At 58.2% G+C, this 20,647-nt stretch carries 17 protein-coding genes; 10 read left to right on the top strand and 7 right to left on the bottom strand.

Annotated features, from left to right (window positions below):
• Window positions 1-62 precede the first annotated feature (62 nt).
• Together AC4FIA_RS13830 and AC4FIA_RS13825 are read left to right on the top strand one after the other, a co-directional pair.
• On the top strand, window positions 63-4,388 hold the full coding sequence (locus AC4FIA_RS13830; protein ID WP_490366341.1) for an ExeM/NucH family extracellular endonuclease: 4,326 nt from the start codon (window positions 63-65) through the stop codon (window positions 4,386-4,388).
• A gap of 95 nt (window positions 4,389-4,483) precedes the next feature.
• Entirely contained in the window at window positions 4,484-4,951 is a 468-nt protein-coding gene (locus AC4FIA_RS13825; RefSeq protein ID WP_490366340.1) for a copper chaperone PCu(A)C, read from the top strand.
• A gap of 163 nt (window positions 4,952-5,114) precedes the next feature.
• Here AC4FIA_RS13825 and AC4FIA_RS13820 read toward each other — a convergent pair whose 3' ends face one another.
• From AC4FIA_RS13820 to AC4FIA_RS13810, 3 genes are all read right to left on the bottom strand, one after another.
• Window positions 5,115-6,083, bottom strand: coding sequence for a pirin family protein (locus AC4FIA_RS13820; RefSeq protein WP_490366339.1), 969 nt, complete (start codon window positions 6,081-6,083; stop codon window positions 5,115-5,117).
• 82 nt (window positions 6,084-6,165) lie between these two features.
• On the bottom strand, window positions 6,166-6,567 hold the full coding sequence (locus AC4FIA_RS13815; RefSeq protein WP_490366338.1) for a hypothetical protein: 402 nt from the start codon (window positions 6,565-6,567) through the stop codon (window positions 6,166-6,168).
• Complete coding sequence (locus tag AC4FIA_RS13810; RefSeq protein ID WP_490366337.1) at window positions 6,558-7,568, bottom strand: alkane 1-monooxygenase; 1,011 nt, start codon at window positions 7,566-7,568, stop codon at window positions 6,558-6,560. Before AC4FIA_RS13810 ends, AC4FIA_RS13815 begins: the two co-directional genes overlap by 10 nt.
• A gap of 186 nt (window positions 7,569-7,754) precedes the next feature.
• On the opposite strand from AC4FIA_RS13810, the gene AC4FIA_RS13805 reads away from it, so the two are divergent.
• Window positions 7,755-9,443 carry an NAD(P)H-dependent oxidoreductase subunit E gene (locus AC4FIA_RS13805; protein ID WP_490366336.1) on the top strand — a complete coding sequence of 563 codons (1,689 nt, stop codon included), beginning with the start codon at window positions 7,755-7,757 and terminating at the stop codon, window positions 9,441-9,443.
• Between the two features lie 69 nt (window positions 9,444-9,512).
• Window positions 9,513-10,172: a lysoplasmalogenase gene (locus tag AC4FIA_RS13800; protein ID WP_490366335.1), complete on the top strand. Its 660-nt coding sequence runs from the start codon at window positions 9,513-9,515 to the stop codon at window positions 10,170-10,172.
• Here AC4FIA_RS13800 and ccoS read toward each other — a convergent pair.
• Genes ccoS through ccoG form a run of 4 tightly spaced genes read right to left on the bottom strand, consistent with a single transcriptional unit; the run spans window position 10,169 to window position 14,326 of the window.
• The gene (gene ccoS, locus AC4FIA_RS13795) at window positions 10,169-10,306 is read right to left on the bottom strand and encodes a cbb3-type cytochrome oxidase assembly protein CcoS (RefSeq protein ID WP_287474863.1); all 138 of its coding nucleotides are present in this window, start codon (window positions 10,304-10,306) and stop codon (window positions 10,169-10,171) included. The genes AC4FIA_RS13800 and ccoS overlap by 4 nt on opposite strands.
• The gene (locus AC4FIA_RS13790) at window positions 10,306-12,438 is read right to left on the bottom strand and encodes a heavy metal translocating P-type ATPase (RefSeq protein WP_490366334.1); all 2,133 of its coding nucleotides are present in this window, start codon (window positions 12,436-12,438) and stop codon (window positions 10,306-10,308) included. The genes ccoS and AC4FIA_RS13790 overlap by 1 nt, the downstream gene beginning before the upstream one ends.
• Window positions 12,435-12,893 carry a FixH family protein gene (locus AC4FIA_RS13785; RefSeq protein ID WP_490366333.1) on the bottom strand — a complete coding sequence of 153 codons (459 nt, stop codon included), beginning with the start codon at window positions 12,891-12,893 and terminating at the stop codon, window positions 12,435-12,437. The genes AC4FIA_RS13790 and AC4FIA_RS13785 overlap by 4 nt, the downstream gene beginning before the upstream one ends.
• The gene (ccoG, locus tag AC4FIA_RS13780; protein ID WP_490366332.1) at window positions 12,890-14,326 is read right to left on the bottom strand and encodes a cytochrome c oxidase accessory protein CcoG; all 1,437 of its coding nucleotides are present in this window, start codon (window positions 14,324-14,326) and stop codon (window positions 12,890-12,892) included. Before ccoG ends, AC4FIA_RS13785 begins: the two co-directional genes overlap by 4 nt.
• Before the next feature lie 304 nt (window positions 14,327-14,630).
• Between ccoG and AC4FIA_RS13775 the strand changes: the two genes are divergently transcribed.
• The 6 genes from AC4FIA_RS13775 (at window position 14,631) to AC4FIA_RS13750 (ending at window position 20,591) form a co-directional block, all read left to right on the top strand.
• Window positions 14,631-15,416 (top strand): hypothetical protein, encoded by a 786-nt coding sequence (locus AC4FIA_RS13775; protein ID WP_490366331.1) that lies wholly within the window; start codon window positions 14,631-14,633, stop codon window positions 15,414-15,416.
• 508 nt (window positions 15,417-15,924) lie between these two features.
• Complete coding sequence (locus AC4FIA_RS13770; protein ID WP_103910892.1) at window positions 15,925-16,428, top strand: Lrp/AsnC family transcriptional regulator; 504 nt, start codon at window positions 15,925-15,927, stop codon at window positions 16,426-16,428.
• 138 nt (window positions 16,429-16,566) lie between these two features.
• A complete protein-coding gene (locus AC4FIA_RS13765) occupies window positions 16,567-17,706 on the top strand; it encodes a glycine cleavage T C-terminal barrel domain-containing protein (RefSeq protein WP_287474878.1) in 1,140 nt (379 codons plus the stop codon).
• 3 nt (window positions 17,707-17,709) lie between these two features.
• A complete protein-coding gene (locus tag AC4FIA_RS13760; protein ID WP_103910894.1) occupies window positions 17,710-18,156 on the top strand; it encodes an OsmC family protein in 447 nt (148 codons plus the stop codon).
• Window positions 18,157-18,165: 9 nt separating this feature from the next.
• Window positions 18,166-18,957 (top strand): enoyl-CoA hydratase, encoded by a 792-nt coding sequence (locus tag AC4FIA_RS13755; protein ID WP_287474881.1) that lies wholly within the window; start codon window positions 18,166-18,168, stop codon window positions 18,955-18,957.
• Complete coding sequence (locus AC4FIA_RS13750) at window positions 18,954-20,591, top strand: acyl-CoA synthetase (RefSeq protein WP_490366353.1); 1,638 nt, start codon at window positions 18,954-18,956, stop codon at window positions 20,589-20,591. The genes AC4FIA_RS13755 and AC4FIA_RS13750 overlap by 4 nt, the downstream gene beginning before the upstream one ends.
• Window positions 20,592-20,647 lie beyond the last annotated feature (56 nt).

Here is a 20,647-nt window from a genome sequence, read left to right as displayed (position 1 = left end):
GATTTTAATCCGGGGGGATTACTATGTTTGGACGCGCGTCGTTTAGCGGCAAAGGCCGCTTTGTGTTTAATTTGAATAAAGATTTCGGAACTCAGGGTGATGATACTCTGGCCGGAACGGAAGACACGGATTTCATCTGGGGCCGTCGTGGCGATGATGTCATTCTGGGGTCCAGCGGCTACGATTATATCGACGGCGGTCAGGGCTTTGATGTTGTGTCCTTCGAAGGCTCGGTGCTGGATTACGACATTGGCGACGGTCTGAACCACCTTTCGCGCTTTGCGATGATCACAGCGCTGGAAGGCGCGCTCACCACCGGCAGTACATCCCTGAAAGACGTCGAAGCGCTTTATTTCGCGGCGGATGACTACACCTACTATCTGGATGGCACGAACAACGCGGTTCTGGCGGGCGATGACACTGCCGAAGCGGTCGAGAATGTCGAACTGACCATCGCAGGTGCCGATCTTCTGGCCAACGATGTGGAGTTTGACGGTGACCGGATGGTCATCATAGCGGTCGACGCGACCTCGGCGCTGGGTGCGTCGGTGTCTTTGGTGGACGGCAATGTGGTTTATTTCCCCGACACGGCCTTTGACGCGCTGGCCGAGGGCGAAGTGGTCACAGACACCTTCACCTATACCGTTGACGACGGGTTGGGCGGCACCGATGTCGCGACGGTGACCGTGACGGTCACAGGTACCAACGACGATCCGGTTCTGACCATCGACAGCGAAGTCACGATCGACGAAAACACCACCGACGTGACGACTGCTCAGGTCACGGATGTGGATGGCACGACCGCGACCTACAGCCTGTCGGGCGTGGATGCCGCACTGTTCACGATTGACCAGACGACCGGCGCTTTGTCTTTTATCACAGCCCCCGATTTTGAAGCGCCCGAGGATGACGGGGCGGACAACGTCTATAACGTGACGGTCACGGCCACCGACGAATTCGGCGGCACTGACAGTGCAGATGTCGCGGTTACCGTTGCGGATGTTCTGGAACTGCCTGTCATCGACGCACGCATCAACGAATTCCACTATGATAACGATGGGTCAGACACTGGCGAATTCATCGAAATCCGCACCGCTGCGGGTGATGATGTGTCTTTCCTGACGGTCGAACTGGTCAACGGCTCAACCGGCTTGGTCTACACCACGATAGCAGTCAACGGCACCGACATGACCAGCGACGGCACCTATGATTACTATGTGATCAACCTGCCCACGAACGGTCTGCAAAACGGAAGCCCCGATGGCATCGTTCTGACGAACGGCCCTGAGGTGATCGAGTTCCTGTCCTATGAAGGCTCACTTGATGCGGCAGACGGTGCCGCTGCGGGCATGACCTCGACCGATATCGGTGTGTCCGAGGCTGGTTCGACGCCTGTCGGCTTCTCGCTTCAGCGTAACGACGATGGCACATGGCGCGAGCCCGAGGAAAACACATCCGGTGCGGAAAACGTGCCGGTGGTCGAGCCTGCCCAGATCGTGATCACCGAAATCATGCAAAACCCGTCCGCTGTTGCGGACAGCGCAGGTGAGTATTTCGAAATCTACAACGCTGGCACCGAGCCGGTGGATATCAACGGCTGGACCGTGTCGGACAATGACACCGACAGTTTTGTCATCGACAATGGCGGTCCGCTGATCGTGCCTGCTGGCGGGTATCTGGTTCTTGGCAACAACGCCGATACCGCGACAAACGGCGGCGTGCCGGTTGATTACCAATACAGCGGCATGTTCCTTGCCAATGGTGCCGACGAGATTGTTCTGACCGATACCAACAGCGTTGAGATCGACCGCGTCGAATACGACGGCGGCCCGAACTTCCCCGATCCAAACGGCGCGTCGATGGAGCTGATTGATGTGACACTGGACAACAATGTCGGGGCCAACTGGACCACAGCCGAAGATACCTTTGGCGACGGTGATCTGGGCACGCCCGGTGCGTCGAATGACGGGCCTGTGGACCTGACGCCGCGGATCAACGAGCTTCACTATGACAACGTTGATGGTGACACAGGCGAATTCATCGAGGTTCGTGTCGCCGCTGGAACCGATGTTTCGGCCATGAGCGTCGAGCTATATAACGGTAGCACCGGCACGCTGTATGGTCGCTCGCTGTTGGGGAACAGGACGCCGACCAGCGATGGCACCTATGACTATTACAAGCTGAATTTCCTTGGCATTCAGAACGGATCGCCCGACGGCCTCGCGCTGGTCGACAATGGCGAAGTGATCGAATTCCTGTCCTACGAGGGCACGTTCACGGCCACGGACAGCACAGCGATTGGGCTGACGTCCGAAGACATCGGTGTGTTTGAGGACAATAACACACCTGTCGGTTTCTCGCTTCAGCGGAACGAAGATGGCACGTGGAGCGCCCCTTCTGAAAACACTGGCGGTGCTGCGAATACCGAGGGCGATCCGGGCCCCGACGCGACGGCGGTCAAAATCTCGGAAATTCAGGGGCAGGGTGGCGACAGCCTGTTGCTCGGCCAATCCGTGTCTGTAACCGCGGTGGTGACCTATGTGACAACCGACGGTTTCTTCCTTCAGGAAGAAGATATCGACGCGGACGGCGATTTGCTGACCTCGGAAGGCATTTTTGTCTTCACTGGCGGCGGTGACCTTGTCAGCCTTGGCGACGTGATGACGGTCACGGGAACGGTCGGCGAATTCTTTGGCCAGACCCAAATCGCGGCGACCAGCACCGAGTTTGTCACCACGACCACCGTCATGCCGACACCGGCCACGATCACCCTGTCGCCGGATATGGCGCAAAATTACGAAGCCTATGAAGGCATGCAGGTGCTGGTCGAAAGCGGCACGGCTGATCCTTTGACGGTCATCACCAACTTCAACCTTGATCGCTTTGGCCAGATCACCGTGTCGTCCGGCAATCAGTACCAGCCGACGCAGCTTTATGATGCCCAGACACAGGCCGCTGAAATCGATGCCCTGCAAGAGGCGAACGCGAACAACAGCTTGCTTCTGGATGATGGCGTCGACTCCCAGAACCCGAGCAGTTTCAACTATCTGCCGGGCGGTTCGGGTGACGATGGCGACGGCGTTCTGAACAGCACCGATGATTTCAGCGATGCAGGCAGCACGATCCGTCTGGGCGCCGAGATCGAGGCCCCGATCCAAGGCATCATGTCCTACGGGTTTGGTGAGTACCGTGTCATCGTCACGGAAACGCTTCAGATCGACGAAACCACAAACACAGGCGCGCGGACCGATGCGCCTGCGGATGTGGGCGGAACGCTTCAGATCGCGTCCTATAACGTGCTGAACTACTTCACCACGATTGACGAGCCGGGCGCAGGCACCGGACCGGATGGCACGCTTAATCCGCGCGGTGCGGACACGGCGGAAGAATTCGAACGCCAGTCGTCCAAGATTGTCGATGGTATCATCGGCACCGGCGCCGAGGTCATCGCGCTGCAAGAGATCGAAAACAACGGCACCGTTGCGATCGGGACCTTGGTGGATCAACTGAACGCCGAAGGCACCGCCGCGAACTATGCCTATGTCGATCCGACAGGCACAGGTGATTTCATCGGCACCGACGCGATCACCACCGGCATCATCTATGACGCCAACGCGGTGACGCTGCTGCATTCGGAATACATCGTTTATGACGAACCTTCGGCAGCGACGACCTTTGCGATTGCAGATGAAATCCAGACGGCGTTGGGCATCAGCGAGGTTGATGATTTCGACCGCAACCGCCCGACCGTTGTGGCCACCTTCATCGACAATGCCACAGGCCAGACGTTCACCGTTGCCTCGTCGCACTTCAAATCCAAAGGTGACAGCGGCTTGCAGGATCTGGCAGATGCGGCGCAGGCCCATCTGGATGCGGGTGGCACGGACATCACGCAGGCGCAACTAGATGCGCTGTTGGCGGATCCGAACTTTGATCAGGGTGATGGTCAGGGCTTCTGGAACGGTGTCCGTACCGAGGCCGCGCAAGAGCTCGATACGTTCATCAGCACGGTCTACAACGGCGGCGGCGTCGATAACGTTCTGCTTCTGGGTGACATGAACGCCTATGCCGAAGAAGACCCCGTTCAGTTCCTTGATGACGATGCAGGCTATGTCGATCTGATCGATGCCTTTATCGGTCAGGACGTGGCCTATTCCTATGTCTTTGATGGCCAGCGTGGCACGCTGGATCAGGGGCTTGCGGATGCGGCCTTTGCGGCCAATGTCACCGGCGTTACGGAATGGCACATCAACGCGGATGAACCGGACCTGATCAACTATGATACCAGCTTCAACGATCCGGCCTTCTACAACGACGGGGTCTATGCATCGTCCGATCACGACCCGCTGATCATCGGGGTCGAGTTCGATACGCTGATCTTTACCTAAAGCCGTCACCGCAGGCTTGTTTCTGCGATGCAGCGTGATACGTTTTTCGGGCAGGCCTTTGCAGGTCTGCCCGATTTACATGAAAGGATGGGCGTATGCTTCGTAGACTGTCATTGGCCTTTGTCGTGCTGGCGGCTCCGCTATCGGCAGAGATGGCGCATAACAGCGATATGATGGTGACCGGTGCCTATGCCTATGAAACACCGAAATCAGCGCCCAGTGGCGCGGGCTATCTGACGGTGATGAACATGGGCGACACAGATGATGTGTTGCTGGCGGTCAAGTCCGATCCGATGCAGGTGATGATGCACGAAACCGTCGAGGAAAACGGCGTCGCGCGCATGGTGCATAAAATGTCAGTGCCGGTCGCGGCAGGCGACACGGTCAGTTTCGAACCCGGCGGTCTGCACATCATGTTCATGGGGTTGAACGGTGATCCGTTCGAGGAAGGCGAAGCTGTTCCGGCGACGCTGGTCTTTGAAAAGGCGGGCGAGGTTGCCGTGGAATTCACCGTCATCAACCGCCGCGCCGAACCGCCGATGGACCACGGTGCAGGTCACTAATCGTCCGATATTTCAAAAGAGATGTATGCAAAATTGGACCGCGAGGCACTGGGGGTGTCTTGCGATCGCTCGCCATCCCGCGGCCCAAGTTCTGCATACCTTCAGACACTAATCTGCAGTTGTTTTGACTTCTGTGCGTTTTGATACAGAAATCATTTTTGTCTCATGATTTCGGGGGCCTGTTCTTGATCTTCATCCGCTCCATGTCGGGTGTGATCGGCACATATTCATCTTCATCACCCGGTGGCAGATGGAACGGACCGTTCGACCAGTCGGCGGTTTTCCAAGCCTCTTTCGCGGCGTCGATCTTCTCGGGCGAGGATGAGACGAAATTCCACCAGATATAACGCGGTCCGTTCATCGTTGCGCCACCCAATGCCATTAGCCGCGCGCCTTGCGGGCCTGCCTTGATGCTGATCCGGTCGCCGGGGCGGAACACCATCATGCGGCCCGTGTCAAAGGTGTCGCCCGCCACTTCGATCGCACCTTGGGTGATATAGATGCCGCGGTCTTCGTGGTTGTCCGGCAGCGGCAGCGTCGCGCCCGGTTCCAGCACCACGTCGGCATAGAAAATCTCGGACTGCATGGTGACGGGCGACGCAGCCCCCCATGCATCCCCAAGGATCAATCGCGCCGTCGCGCCGCGATCCGACAGAAGGGGCAGGGCCTCTTTCTTGTGGTGTTCGAAATCCGGAGCCATGTCTTCGCGGTCTTCCGGCAAGGCTACCCATGTCTGGATGCCGAACAGGCTGTGGCCGGTGCGGCGGGCCTCGTCGCCAGTGCGTTCCGAATGGGTCACGCCGCGCCCTGCGAGCATCCAGTTCACCTCACCGGGATAGATCATCTGGTTCGTGCCCAGACTGTCGCGGTGCTGGAATTCGCCTTGGTACAGGTAGGTCACCGTCCCCAAGCCGATATGCGGGTGCGGGCGCACGTCGATGCCTTGATCGGTCAGAAACTCGGCCGGTCCCATCTGGTCGAAAAAGATGAAGGGCCCGACCATCTGGCGACGCGGTGTAGGAAGCGAACGCCGGACCTCGAACCCGCCGATGTCGCGGGCACGGGGGATGATTACCGTGTCGATGCTGTCGGGGTTGACCGTGTTCGGGTCGATGGTGGGGTTCCAGCTCATGTGACGCTCCTGTGGTTGCGTCTAGGGTAGGGCGCACAGGGTGGTCTGGGTATGGTCAATTCTGTGCGTATTTGCACAGGCGTTAAGCGCCCACGTCCGGCCCGTAGCAAAGCATCGGTTTGCTGTCCTGTTGAGCCTCGTACAGCGTCGTGGCCTCGGGGTCGTTCTCAAATATCGCCCGCAGGCCGGCAGGGGCGCGGAAGAACGTCCAGCACTGCGGATCAAGGTTGTCTTCATAGACAAAGCAGATCTGACTGTTTTCTTCGTACCAGAAACCATCTTTGCAATCGCCATCAAGGAAAGACCACTGGACACGGCGGTCCGGCAGATAGCGCTCGGCGCCATAGGCCATGCCGTCCTGCCCGAAATAAAGCGTCTTGCCCGTGGTGTAGGCCTCGAACTCGGACGCGGACATCGGCGATTGCGCGTTAGCAGGAACTGCGAAAGCCAGACAGACAGCCATCAAGCGAAGTGTCACGCCCATTTCTTTGCCCTCTTGTCCATGATGTTGCGCCAGACCGGCGGAAGCAGCGCAAGCACCGCCATCACCGGCAGGGAATGCGGCAGGATCGGCATCGCCGTACGGTCCAGCGTCAGGTTGGGATAGCTGCGCGTCGGGTTGGCGTGGTGATCCGAATGGCGCGGCGCGTTCAGCATCAGGCCCGACGAAAACCCGTGCGGCGCGTTCCAGCTGTGTTGCGGCCCGACAGGCTCATAGCGCCCATCTTCGCGTTTCTTGCGGCGCAAACCGTAGTGTTGAACGTAATCCGACAGCATCAGCTGGAGTTGAGCATAAACAGCCAACCCGACATAGACCGCCAGTGCAGGGCCACCGCCAGCCAGCGTGATAACCGCCAGACACACCAACGCCCCTGCGCCGTAAATCTTGTAGGGATGTATCCCGCTGCCCTTTGACTTGCGCCCGCGAAAGGCGGTTTCGGCGCGGTGACCTTCGCGGAAACTGCCCCACCACGCGCGGATCGCAAAGGCATAGAACCCTTCACCCAGCTTGGCCGAATTCGGGTCTTTGTCCGTTGCCGCGTGGATATGGTGCACCCGTGGATGGGCCGAGGCATGATGGCCGAACAACAGGCTGACATAGACAGCAACGCCAAGACGGTGCCCGAACCTGTCGGCGCGGTGGATCAGTTCGTGGGCATTGGAATTGGACACTTGGCCGAAAAACAGCGCCAACGCAAAGAAGGCAGGCACGCCATAGGCCCAGCCCATCGTGCCCGAAGACAGCACCAGCGCCCCGCCGAACAGAAGCGGGAAATGCACCAGCGCCAGAAACGTCGACAGGCCATGACCCGCCGGAAATTCCTGATCGGGGCGTTCCGGCGCGGCCATGGCGGCAAGCTTGTCCATAAAGAAGGTAAACACAGTGATGTAGAACAGCGCGGCCCACGCCCAGACCCCGCCAAAGACCAGCGAAAGGGCCAGCAAAGCGACCATTCCAAGTGTGATCAGAACAAAGCGGGTCATCTACATCCTTTTGGCTGTGTTAAGTCCTGTGCAAAGAACATGATACGCCTATCGGAAAATTCCGTCACCCGTAGGATCGAATTTTGGCCGGAATAAGCCGTTTCGTCCCGAACAGGTGTCGCTTTTCAATACACCCCAACGGCTGAGGCGCTGTAAGTTGTCAGTCAATTCGGGAAGGAGAGCTTGATGGCTTTGGACGAACAAAAAGGCGTATGGAAAAAGGCCCCCGGCAAAGGCCGCGGGACACCCAAGGGACGCCAGCTGGTTGATACCTCTTGGTCCGAGGTCCGTGATCTTCTGGGCGACCGTCCGCGCCGCCGCGATCTGCTGATCGAATATCTCCACCTGATTCAGGATGAATTCGGCCATCTGTCTGCCGCCCATCTGCGCGCGCTGGCCGAAGAAATGAAACTGGCCATGGCCGAGGTCTATGAAGTCGCGACCTTCTATGCCCATTTCGATGTGGTCAAAGAAGACGAGGCCCCGCCGCCCGCGCTGACAATCCGCGTCTGCGATTCCCTGTCTTGCGAACTGGCCGGTGCCGAACAGCTGCGCGAGGCGCTGGAAAGTGGTCTGGATGCATCCGAGGTTCGCGTGCTGCGCGCGCCCTGCATGGGCCGCTGCGATACCGCGCCGGTTCTGGAACTGGGTCACAACCACATCGACAACGCCACTGTCGAAAAGGTCGAAGCCGCGATCAAAGCAGGCGACACCCACGCCCATGTTCCCGACTATGAAACATACGATGCCTACGCAGCCGAGGGTGGCTATGCGACGCTGAAAGACCTGCGTGAAAACGGCAATTGGGAAGCGGTGCAGGACAAGGTTCTGGCATCCGGTCTGCGTGGCCTAGGTGGCGCAGGCTTCCCGTCTGGCAAGAAGTGGGGCTTTGTACGCGGCAATGCCGGCCCCCGTTATCTGGCTGTGAACGGTGACGAAGGCGAACCGGGCACGTTCAAAGACCGCTACTATCTGGAACGCACGCCGCATCTGTTTCTGGAAGGCATGTTGATCGCCGCTTGGGCGGTCGAGGCCGAAAAGGCGTTCATCTACATGCGCGACGAATATCCCGCCGTGCTGGAAATCCTGCGCCGTGAAATCGCGGCACTGGAAGCGGCTGGCATCGTCGAGGCAGGCTATATCGATCTGCGTCGCGGCGCTGGTGCCTATATCTGCGGCGAAGAATCCGCGATGATTGAATCGATCGAAGGCAAGCGCGGCATGCCCCGCCACCGCCCGCCCTATGTGGCGCAGGTCGGTATCTTTGATCGCCCCACCTTGGTGCATAACGTCGAAACGCTTTACTGGGTCGCCCGCGTTTGCCGCGAAGGGGCCGAGGTTCTGTCGTCGGTCGAAAAGAACGGTCGCAAAGGTCTGCGGTCCTATTCCGTTTCAGGCCGCGTGAAGAACCCCGGCGTGCATCTGTTGCCTGCCGGTTCGACCATTCTGGACGTGATCGAGGCCGCAGGCGGCATGCTGGACGGTCACAGCTTCAAAGCCTACCAGCCCGGTGGTCCGTCCTCGGGTCTGTTGCCCGCGTCGATGGATGACATCCCGCTGGACTTCGACACGCTGCAACCGCATGGCAGTTTCATCGGATCGGCGGCTGTTGTCGTTCTGTCCGATCAGGACAGTGCCCGTGACGCCGCCCTGAACATGCTGCGCTTCTTTGAAGACGAAAGCTGTGGCCAGTGCACGCCCTGTCGTGTCGGCTGTGAAAAAGCGGTCAAGCTGATGCAGGCGGAAAAATGGAACACCGATCTGCTTGAGGAACTGTCACAAGCCATGGTCGATGCCTCGATTTGTGGCCTCGGACAGGCCGCCCCTAACCCGATACGGCTGACAATCAAGCATTTTAGTGGGGAAATCGGATAGGTTCGGCCTTCCGACCTACTAATCAGGATATGTATATGGTTAGCCTCTCCGCGCATTGGGGAGGAATGTATGTCTATCTGGTGGGTAATCGGTGCGCTTGCCTCGGTGGTTTACCTTGTTCGGTTTTGCCACGCTGAAGAAAGCTATCTGAAATCTGTAATCAAAACGGCATCCATCGCGGCTTTGTCGGTGGGTGCGGTTTTGGCGGGCGGACCTTGGGCGCTTGTCGCGGCTCTGGCGGTTTCGGCCTTGGGTGACTGGCTGATTTCGCGCGACAGCCAGTTGGCGTTCAAACTGGGCGTTGCGGCCTTTGCGGCGGGACATCTTTTATATGTCGGTCTGTTTCTGGCGCATCCGCTGGCGGTGCCCGAGCGGCTGTATCTGCACCCCGCGCCTTGGGTCATCATGCTGTTGGGCGTTCTGGGCGCTTTGGTCGCGGTTCAGCTGTTTCCGCGCGCAGGCAACCTGCGTTGGCCTGTGATGGCCTATATCCCGATCATTCTGTCGATGGGTGCCGTTGCGCTTGTCCTGCCTGCGACCGGACGGCTGATCTGGGCCAAGATCGGGGCAGGCGTGTTTATCCTGTCCGATCTGGTGCTGGCGCAAGAGTTGTTCGTTCTGTCCGACGCATCGCGCCTACAAAAGGTGGCACCGTATGTCGTCTGGTCGACCTATTGGATCGCGCAGGCCTGTCTGACCTACGCGTTCTTGCCAACCACGCTGGTTTAATCGTCGTTTAGAATACGGTTCGCATCGCCGTCGGGGTCATCGTACTGATCCGACTTGATCGTCCAAAGAAAACCGGCAAGGGCCAACAGACCCAACAGCAGGGAACAGGGCACAAGGATCACAAGGATGTTCATCAGCTGTCCTTCAGTCTGAGCGCGTTCAGGATCACGGTAACGGAACTGAGCGACATGGCAAGCGCCGCCATCAGCGGTGTCGCAAAGCCCATCAGTGCCAACGGGATTGCAACGGCGTTATAGCTGGCCGCCAGTCCGAAGTTTTCCAGAATGCGTTTGCGGGCTGAACGGGATGTGGCGATGGCTTGGGTCACGCCTGTCAGAGCGCCCGAGACGATCACGATATCAGCGGCATTGCGGCTGGCTTCCAACGCGCTTCCCGGCGCGATCGAGGCATGGGCCGCAGCCATAGCGCCTGTGTCATTCAGACCATCGCCCACCATCAGCACCTTATGACCGGCCTCGGTCAGGTTGGTGACCTGACGCAGCTTGTCTTCCGGTGTCACTCCGGCGGTGACGCCATCCACGCCCAGTTGCTGGGCAATCGCTTGCGCCTTATCCGACCGGTCGCCGGTCAGAAGGTACACGGGCAAGCCCATGGATTTCAGTTTCCCAACGACTTCGCGGGCGTTCGGCAAAAGCTCTTCGCTGCGGGGCAGGGCATAGCAGGTGTCGTTTACGCAGAACACGGTGTCCCCGCTGTTATCTGCAGGATCGCGGCCCAACCAGACCTGCGCACCAAACCAATCGGCGCTGACGCCCTCACCGGGCACTTCGCGGATATCGCTCAGCTTTGCCGCAGTCACATCCCTAAGCGCCCGCACAAGGCTTTGCGCCAGAGGGTGATGCGATGCCTGCGCCAGGCCCAGCAGCACAGGGTGCAAGTCATCCGGCAGGGTGTCGGGTGTCAGCAGAACCGCGCGGGTCAGCGTGCCTGTTTTGTCGAAAACTGCGACGTCCACTTCGGCCAGCCGTTCCAGGGCCGTGTCCGATGTCACTAGCATCCCGTTGCGGAACAGACGCCCCGTTGCCGCTGTCGCGACGGCTGGCACCGCCAGCCCGAGCGCACAGGGGCAGGTGATGATCAGGGTCGCAACGGCGATGTTCAGGGCAAGACGGATGTCACTGGTGGCCCAAACCCATCCGACGAACGCGCCAAAGGCGATCAGGTGAACCGCAGGCGCATAGATCGCCGCCGCGCGGTCTGCCAGACCGGTGTAGGCCGACTTCGCGCTTTCGGCGATGCCCACAAGGCGCGCCATACGGCGCAGTGTGGTGTCTTCGCCCACAGCCGTCGCTGTGATCTGGATCGGGCCGCCCAGAACAGTTTCCCCCGCCTGAAGCGCAGCGCCACGGTGACGCATCACCGGATCACTTTCGCCGGTCAGCATCGACCGATCCAGCCGCGCCTCGGCCACGTCCAGAGTGCCGTCTACAGGCAGGCGCGATCCGGCGGTCAGCCACAGCTGATCACCCACCGCAATTTCGGTCAGGGGGCGGCTGACGTGATGGCCATCCTCGATCCGTGTGACACGGGTCGGCTCCATCGCCGCCAGATCTTTGGCGGCCGAGCGTGCCGCACGGCGCATCCGTTGATCCAGCACACGACCCGCCAGCAAGAAGAACGTCAGCGACAGTGCCGCGTCGAAATAGGCGTGATCCCCGCCTGCCATCACCTCGTACAGCGACATGCCGCAGGCCAGCAGGATCGCCAGCGAAATCGGCACGTCCATATTCAGGCGGCGCACCCGCAACGCGCTCCATGCGTTCACGAAAAACGGCTGAGCGGAAAAGATCGCAGCAGGCAGCGCGATGGACGCGCTGATCCAGTGGAACATATCCCGTGTCGCATCCGTTGCGCCCGACCAGACGGCCACCGACAGCAGCATCACGTTCATCATCGCAAAACCCGACACGCCCAGACGTACGATCAGCGCACGCCCTGCATCGTCGGTCAGCGTCTGACCTGTGCTTTCATGCGCCTCGATCCCAGCACGGGACAGCGCATCAATCCACGCCAAAGGATCGGCGGCCTCAACGGCAACGATCCGCGCACGCTTTTGCGTCAGGTTCACACGGGCCGACTGGATGCCCGGCTGATTGGCCAGCACAGATTCAACGGTCCGGATGCAGCCCGCGCAGTGGATTTGCGGCAGCACCAGCTCATGGGTCGGCGCAGCATCGCTGCCGCGCTGCGCCGTGCTTTCCGCCAGTGGTGCAGCGGTGCAGGCTGGGCAGGCAGAGATGGTCATTCAGTCACCCAAAGCTTTACGTCCTTGCGGAAGGCCGTGCCATCTTCGGCCTCAGCCTCAAGGCGTAGCACCCAGCGGCCGGCCCCCAGTTCGGGGATCGGGGCGACATGGCTGCCACCGACGTAGATCAGTTCCAACGCGATGTCGTCTTCACGTTCGGTTGCGCGGCCCAGCACAGCCTTCAGGTTCTGCGGCTGGACGGGGCCATGGCCATCGTCGAACCGCACCTCGATCTCGCGTGCACCCAAAGCGACATCCAGATCCCAGTTCAGCGCCTCTTGCGCGGCACGACGTTCGTTGAAAGTCTGGCTGTCGATATAGCTGTTCTTACTTTCGATGCCGGGGAAGGTGCGGACCGCGTTCACCGCCATGGTGACGTTCACACCGATGATGATGGAAAAGGCCAGCGCGAATACGGCAAAGACGTGATAGCCGGTGATTTTACGTGCGGTCATTGTGTGTCCTTTCCATTAAAGACGGTCGCTTCGCCCGAACGGGCATCGGTGATCACATCCTCGATCCACAGGCTCAGGTCCGTGCGGTCGGCCTTTGCAGCAGTATCATCCGGACGCGCCGTGACATAGGCCCGAACGCTGCGGGTTTCGTTGGCAGGCACCACAACATGGTTGGGCGAGGATGCGCCGGTATCTTCCAGATCGATCCGCAGGATTTCATCCGACGACAGTAGCACACGGAATTCGCGGTCATCTGCGGCAAGGTTGCGGATGCGCAGGTTATAGACGTTGCGCACCGCGCCATCGGACAGGGTGATATACGTCGGGTTGCGCACCGGTTCGACCGTCAGGTCGATGTCCGAACGGATGAACAGCGCCCAAACCAGACCCACACCGATCAACGCCCACAGGGCCGTGTAGATGATGGTGCGCAGGCGGAACACGTGCTGCCAGATCGGGCGCGGCTTTTCACCGGCCATTTCGCGCGGCGTGTCGGACAGGGCGAGATAGTCGATCAAACCGCGCTCCTGACCAGTGCGCTCCATCACCTCGTCGCAAGCATCGATGCACAGCGCGCAGGTGATACAGGCCATTTGCTGGCCGTCACGAATGTCGATCCCCATGGGGCAGACGTTGACGCAAGCGTTACAGTCGATACAGGCGCCAAGGTTCTCGGCCCCCTCAGCCTTGCGGTGTTTGCCACGCGGCTCACCGCGCCAGTCACGATAGGCCACGGTCAGGGTATCGTTGTCCATCATCGCCGCCTGAATACGCGGCCAGGGGCACATGTAGATGCAGACCTGTTCGCGCATAAAACCACCAAAGATAAAGGTGGTCGCGGTCAGAATAGCGACGGTGGTGTAGGCAACAGGGGCGGCCTGAAGCGTGAACAGATCACGCATCAGGGTCGGCGCGTCGGCGAAATAAAACACCCACGCGCCGCCCGTCGCCACGGCAATCAGCAACCACAGAACCCATTTGGTCAACCGAAGCCGTAGTTTGTGCAGGTCCCATTTGGCATTCCACAGACGCACACGCGCGTTGCGGTCGCCTTCGACCCAGCGTTCGACAAGAATGAAAAGATCGGTCCAGACGGTCTGGGGGCAGGTATAGCCACACCACACACGCCCGAGGGCCGAGGTGAACAGAAACAACCCCAACCCCGCCATGATCAAAAGGCCTGCGACGAAATAGAACTCGTGCGGCCAGATCTCGATCCAGAAGAAGTAGAAACGCCGACCGGCCAGATCGACCAGCACCGCCTGATCGGGCAGGTTCGGCCCGCGATCCCAGCGGATCCACGGCGTCAGATAGTAAATCGCAAGTGTGACGGCCATGATCCACCACTTGAGGGTGCGGAACTTGCCCGAGACTCGGCGGGGAAAGATGGGCTCTCGCGCAGCATAGAGGCTGGCGTTTGGCTGATCGCTCATTTCACAAGGGTCCTGTTTGTGAATTTTCCCCTTCTTAGAGCGGGGGAGCGTCAGGCGAATTGACCTAGGTCAAGTTGGGGCGCGAAGTGGGCGCCACTAGCAGATTTCCGTCATTGGCAACACATGTTATTTTCAATGCTAAATGTTATCCTGTTGGAAAATATAGTTTAAAGTCGCCTAAACACGGGTTTGATTTGTTCTGTTTTTTGCGTGCTCTGTATTCCTTTTAAGAAACTACCAATTATTGAAAATTTGGAATATAAACTATCTTATCACGACTATTTATTAAAAAAGGGACAGATTTATGATGCGGAGTTTCTTTTTCGCTTTGGCCGCGACGCTAGTCGCAGTTGGTTGCACGAAAACTGCAAATATCACACTGAACGACGAGGTTACCTCTAGAGGCCTCATTAACAAACCTCAGATGAGTATTGGGCAGGTTTATCTTTGGGATCGACCAGGAAAGTCTGCTGTAAGACTGCTTACAATCAACGTTCCAGATTCCGAGCTGTCTGGAAAAAACCGTAACCCCCTTGATATTGTAACGAAGTTCGAGAGAGGAATCGAAATTTCGGCTAATGCGAATCTCGCGCGGGTATTAGATAGTGAGTTAGAAGCTGATTTGAAAAATGAAGCAAGTAATCGAACAAAGCTTGTCACCAAACAGGCTCGGCGGGTTGAGCTGTCTAACCCTGTGGACGCACTGGTCAACTACATCAAGTCCGATCCTGACAAATGGTACGATACTATGGCTACGGCGGGCGTGTCGGCCGAAAACGAATATCAATTGGCTGAAGGGAAATATTTAGTATTGGTCTCAGAAGAAGTGAGGGGAACAGCTTTGGACTTGGAAGTTGATACGACTAATGTAACCTCTTCTGGCTTTAGTTTCGCTTCGAAGATTGACTCCGATATTGAGTTTAAGATCAGTGATGTCGGTTCAGTTGTATTTGAAAGTAAAGCGCCAACCGCATTGTTGGTAAATGTTGTTGCGTACAAAACAAACGCTAAGCCAAAGGGCATGGGATTTTCACTACGTGATGACAAAGAGCTGCTTGCAGACTTGCTTGTCGCTTTAAGTCGACGGTGAAACTAACTTAAATTTTCGTAGGGATGGCCCTAAGGAATCAATGCCTTCTTTCAGCGGAGGGCTGTCCTTTCGCAACGTCAACTTCAGGTGATACATAGTAGAATCTTATCCTTCGTTGCAAAACTTGATCGATAAAACAAGATACGCAAATTTTTTAGTCGATTGACGAATTCGTTTGTTTCTAACGCTTCTAGCGCTTTTGAAACAGAACTCTGGAAAGTATTAGAACGTAAACGCTTGAAAGTTTATTCTACCCCACGGCCTTCTCATACAAATGCCATGTCGTGTGCCCCAGAATGGGCAGGGTACAGATCAGGCCCGTGAAGGCGGGGACGACGGATGGGGGTATGGTGACGGCCCCAGACAACGCACGTTTCGCCGCTTCCTGAACAGTTCGTGTCGGAAAATGCATGGCATTTCGGGGCGGAGGCTCTAAAGGACAAACAGACTTGCCGCCTTGGCCTAAAGGCGATTCTCTTCTTTGGTGCACAGAGAAAGGTCACGTTTGGTGAAAAAGATCGGCCTCGACGCCACGGATATCCGCATACTCGCCGCGGTTCAGAACCACGGGCAACTGAGCAAAACCCGTCTTTCCGAGATTGTGAATATCTCGGCCACGCCGTGTTGGGCGCGGTTGGACCGGCTCAAGGCCGCAGGGTTCATTCGTGGATATCGGGCCGAGGTTGCTCTCGAAAAGCTGTGTAATTTTACCCAAGTCGTCGTGACGGTGTCCCTGACCCATCACCGCAAGGCCGATTTCGAACGATTCGAGGCATGGGTCGCAGCACAGGACGATATCACTGAATGTATCTCGACCGGTGGGGGGATGGATTACGTGATGAAAGCGATCTGCCCGACGCTTGCCGATTTTCAGGCGCTGATGCAGGACATGCTGGATGCCGACATTTCCGTGGACCGCTACATGACCTATTTCGCGACTCGGGTCGTGAAGGCGAGCCGTCCGAACATCGCCAAACTGGCCGGAAGTGTGCCGCGCGACCGAACGGTCTGAGAGCGGCAGATTTTTTAGCCTGAACGGTCCGCGTTCATCCGATTTTCAGACCACATCACACGAAAATTGCCGCCTAAATAAGCGCCATCATCCACCGTTTCCGGACGACTGATCCGGAGAGTTAGAAGGGCGCTATTCATGCACGCAGACGACTTCGGCTTTGGCACGCAGATCCGCAAATCCCCCTATTTCGACGCCACTGTGCGTTGGGGCGCCAAGGGATTTTCGGTTTACAATCATATGTATATCCCGCGCGACTTCGGTGATCCGGAACAGAACTTCTGGTCTTTGGTCAACGACGCGATCCTGTGCGACGTGGCGGTCGAACGTCAGGTCGAGATCACTGGTCCGGACGCGGCCAAGTTCGTTCAGATGATGACGCCGCGCGATCTGTCCAAGATGGCTGTGGGTCAGTGCAAGTATATCCTGATCACAAACGCAGAGGGCGGAATCCTAAACGACCCCATCCTGCTGCGACTGGCGGAAAACCACTTCTGGATTTCGCTGGCAGACAGCGACATCCTGCTTTGGGCACAGGGTTTGGCGGTGCACTCGGGCATGGACGTGTCGATCTGCGAACCCGACGTCTCGCCGCTGCAATTGCAGGGCCCCAAGTCGGGCGAGATCATGCGCGCATTGTTTGGCGACGACATCATGGACCTGAAGTATTACTGGATGCGTGAAGTCGACCTTGATGGCATCCCACTGATTGTGTCCCGCACAGGCTGGTCCAGCGAGTTGGGCTATGAACTGTACCTGCGTGACGGGTCAAAAGGTGACGCGCTGTGGGAACGGATTATGGCGACTGGTATGGAATTCGGCCTGAAGCCGGGTCACACATCGTCGATCCGCCGGATCGAAGGCGGCATGCTGTCGTACCACGCGGATGCAGACATCAACACCAACCCGTTCGAACTGGGTCTGGATCGCCTTTGCAATCTGGACATGGAGGCGGATTTCGTCGGCAAAGCTGCGCTCAAGCGTATTCGTGACGAAGGCGTGACGCGCAAGCAGATCGGTTTGATCATCGATGGCGAGCCGCTGAAAGGCCCGAACACCACGTTCTGGCCGGTGTCCCATGGCGGCGAAGAGGTGGGTAAGGTGACCTCTGCGGTCTACTCCCCGCGTCTGGAAAAGAACATTGCGCTGGCGATGGTGTCCGTCGATCATGCGCATCTGGGTATGCAGCTAGAGGTCGTTCTGCCCGCAGGTCCGACAACGGCGACAGTGGTCGAACGTCCGTTCTTCGATCCGAAGAAATCGCTGGCGGCGGCGTGATCCATGTCGCTTGCCATTGATCTGCACTGGCAGCGGGACGGAACAGACCTGCTTCCAGGCAAATACTCTGCCGCGCATCGCGTTTCCTTTGGCGCGCGCTTTGATATCGACGTGGATGCCGCCCCTGATTGGGGCGGTGATCCGGGCAACACAAACCCTGAACAGGCGCTGGCCTCGGCTTTGTCCAGTTGCCACATGATGACCTTCCTTGCGCTTGCAGCCAAGGCAGGATGGCCGGTGGCGGGCTATTCCGATCACGCTGTGGCGCATCTGGGTAAGAACCCCAAAGGCCAGATGTCGGTCACACGGATCGATCTGCATCCGGTGGTGCGCTTTGACTCGGGCTTTGCGGTTACGGACGAGGCGCTGTCCCAAATGCAGGACCGTGCACATCGCTATTGCTTTATCGCCAACACGTTGGCGGACAGCGTTGAAATCAACATCTTTTAAGGGACCAGCATGAGCATTCTTCTGCGCGATCTCGACTCTGATGGCGTATTGCGCCTGACCCTGAACGACGCGGCCAAACGCAATGCCCTGTCCGAGGCGATGCTAACCGAACTTGGCACAGCCTTTGACGATGCGGGGCGCGATCCGAAGGTGCGGGTCATCGTTCTTGCGGCCAACGGCCCTGCGTTTTGTGCGGGTCACGACCTTAAGGAGATGACGGCAGGCCGGACGGGAGAGGACCGCGGTCGCGCGTATTTTACCCGCATCCTGACGCAGTGTTCGTCGGTCATGCAGGGCATCGTGAACTGCCCCAAGCCTGTCATTGCCGAAGTGACAGGCATCGCAACGGCAGCCGGGTGTCAGTTGGTGGCCAGCTGCGATCTGGCCGTCGCTGCCGATACTGCCAAATTCAGCACGCCTGGCGTTCACATCGGGCTGTTCTGTTCGACGCCGATGGTGGCCTTGTCGCGCAATGTTTCGAACAAACACGCGATGGAGATGCTACTGACCGGTGACATGACGTCTGCCGAACGGGCGGCAGAAATCGGATTGGTGAACCGCTGCACAAGCCCCGATGCATTGCGAGACGACGTCATGGCCATGGCGCGCAAGATCGCATCGAAATCGTCCATGACCCTCGCGACAGGCAAGCGTGCGTTCTACGCGCAGGCGCAGATGCCTTTGGCGGACGCTTATGATTACGCGTCGCGTGTGATGGTCGACAACATGTTGGCGCGTGACGCCGAAGAGGGCATCGGCGCCTTCATCGAAAAACGTGCCCCCGAATGGCAGGACGCATGATGGGAAACCCCTATAACACCGATCTTGATCGCAATCCGGCGAACTACCAGCCGCTGACGCCGATTGGTTTTCTGGAACGCGCGGCGCTTGTTTTTCCGGATCATACCGCGATCGTCCACGGGGCGCTGCGGCGCAGCTATGCTGATTTCTACACAAAGTCGCGCCAGTTGGCATCGGCGTTAACAGGGCAGGGCATCGGTCGCGGTCAGACGGTGTCGGCGTTGTTGGCGAACACACCTGCGATGCTGGAATGCCATTACGGTGTGCCGATGTGCGGCGCGGTCTTGCACGCGATCAACACACGACTTGATGCAGCGATCATCGCGTTCCAACTGGATCACGCTTTATCGCAGATGGTGATTGTGGACGCAGAGTTTCTGCCGTTGCTGAACGAGGCGTTGAAGCTCTGTTCTGCGACCCCGACGATCATCGTTTATGATGACGTTGAATTCGACGGCCCGCGTGCGTCGCACGATTTGCAAGACTACGAAGCCTTTGTGGCATCCGGCGATCCTGCATTTGAGTGGTTGATGCCAGAGGATGAATGGGATGCCATCGCAATCAGCTACACATCGGGCACGACAGGGGATCCGAAGGGCGTCGTCACCCATCATCGCGGTGCCTATTTGCTGGCGCAGGGAAACGCGCTGACCGCGTCGATGGCCAAACATGCTGTGTATCTGTGGACGTTGCCGATGTTCCACTGCAATGGCTGGTGTTTCCCTTGGACCATGTCCGCGATCATCGGGACGCACGTCTGTCTAAGGCAGGTGCGCGCTGAGCCGATCTGGTCGGCACTGGCAGATGAGGGCGTCACCCATCTATGCGGGGCGCCGATTGTGATGTCGCTGATGATTTCGGCCCCTGACGCGGTCAAGCGCACCTTGGACACTCCCGTTCAGTTCTTCACCGCGGCTGCACCCCCACCGGAAAAGCTTTTGGCGGACATGAAGGAAGCCGGCTTTGATGTGACCCATCTGTACGGTTTGACCGAAACCTATGGGCCTGCGGTTGTCAACGACTGGCATGCGGAATGGACCGAACTGCCGCGTGCCGAACAAGCGCGGTTAAAGGCGCGGCAGGGGGTACGCTACCTTCCCTTGGAAGGGTTGGATGTTCTTGATCCGGAAACCATGCAACCCGTCCCACGCGACGGCGAAACAATGGGCGAGGTCATGTTTCGCGGCAACGTGGTGATGAAGGGATACTTCCGCAATCCCAAAGCCACAGAAGAGGCATTCAAGGGCGGGTGGTTCCATTCCGGCGATTTGGGGGTTGTACACTCTGACGGCTATATCCAGCTGAAGGACCGGTCCAAGGATGTCATCATTTCGGGCGGCGAAAATATTTCGTCAATCGAGGTAGAAGAGGTTCTGTATCGGCATGATGCTGTGGCGGTTGTTGCCGTCGTCGCAATGCCGCACGAAAAATGGGGTGAAACCCCCTGCGCCTTTGTCGAATTGAATGCGGGTCAGCAGGTGGATGCGGACGATCTGAAGGCATGGTGCCGCGCGCATCTGGCGCATTACAAGGTGCCCGGCCATTTTGTCTTTGCGCCGATCCCACGCACCTCGACAGGAAAAATTCAGAAGTTTTCCTTGCGTGATCAGCTGCGCGAACCTGCGCCAGCCTGACGCAATTCGTATAGAATGCTTCGTCCACTCTGCAATTTATGGCAGAGTTGGAAAAC

The organism is Thalassococcus sp. (assembly GCF_982780845.1).
Note: the sequence above shows the minus strand (reverse complement) of the source record. Positions and strands in the feature narration are given on the sequence as shown.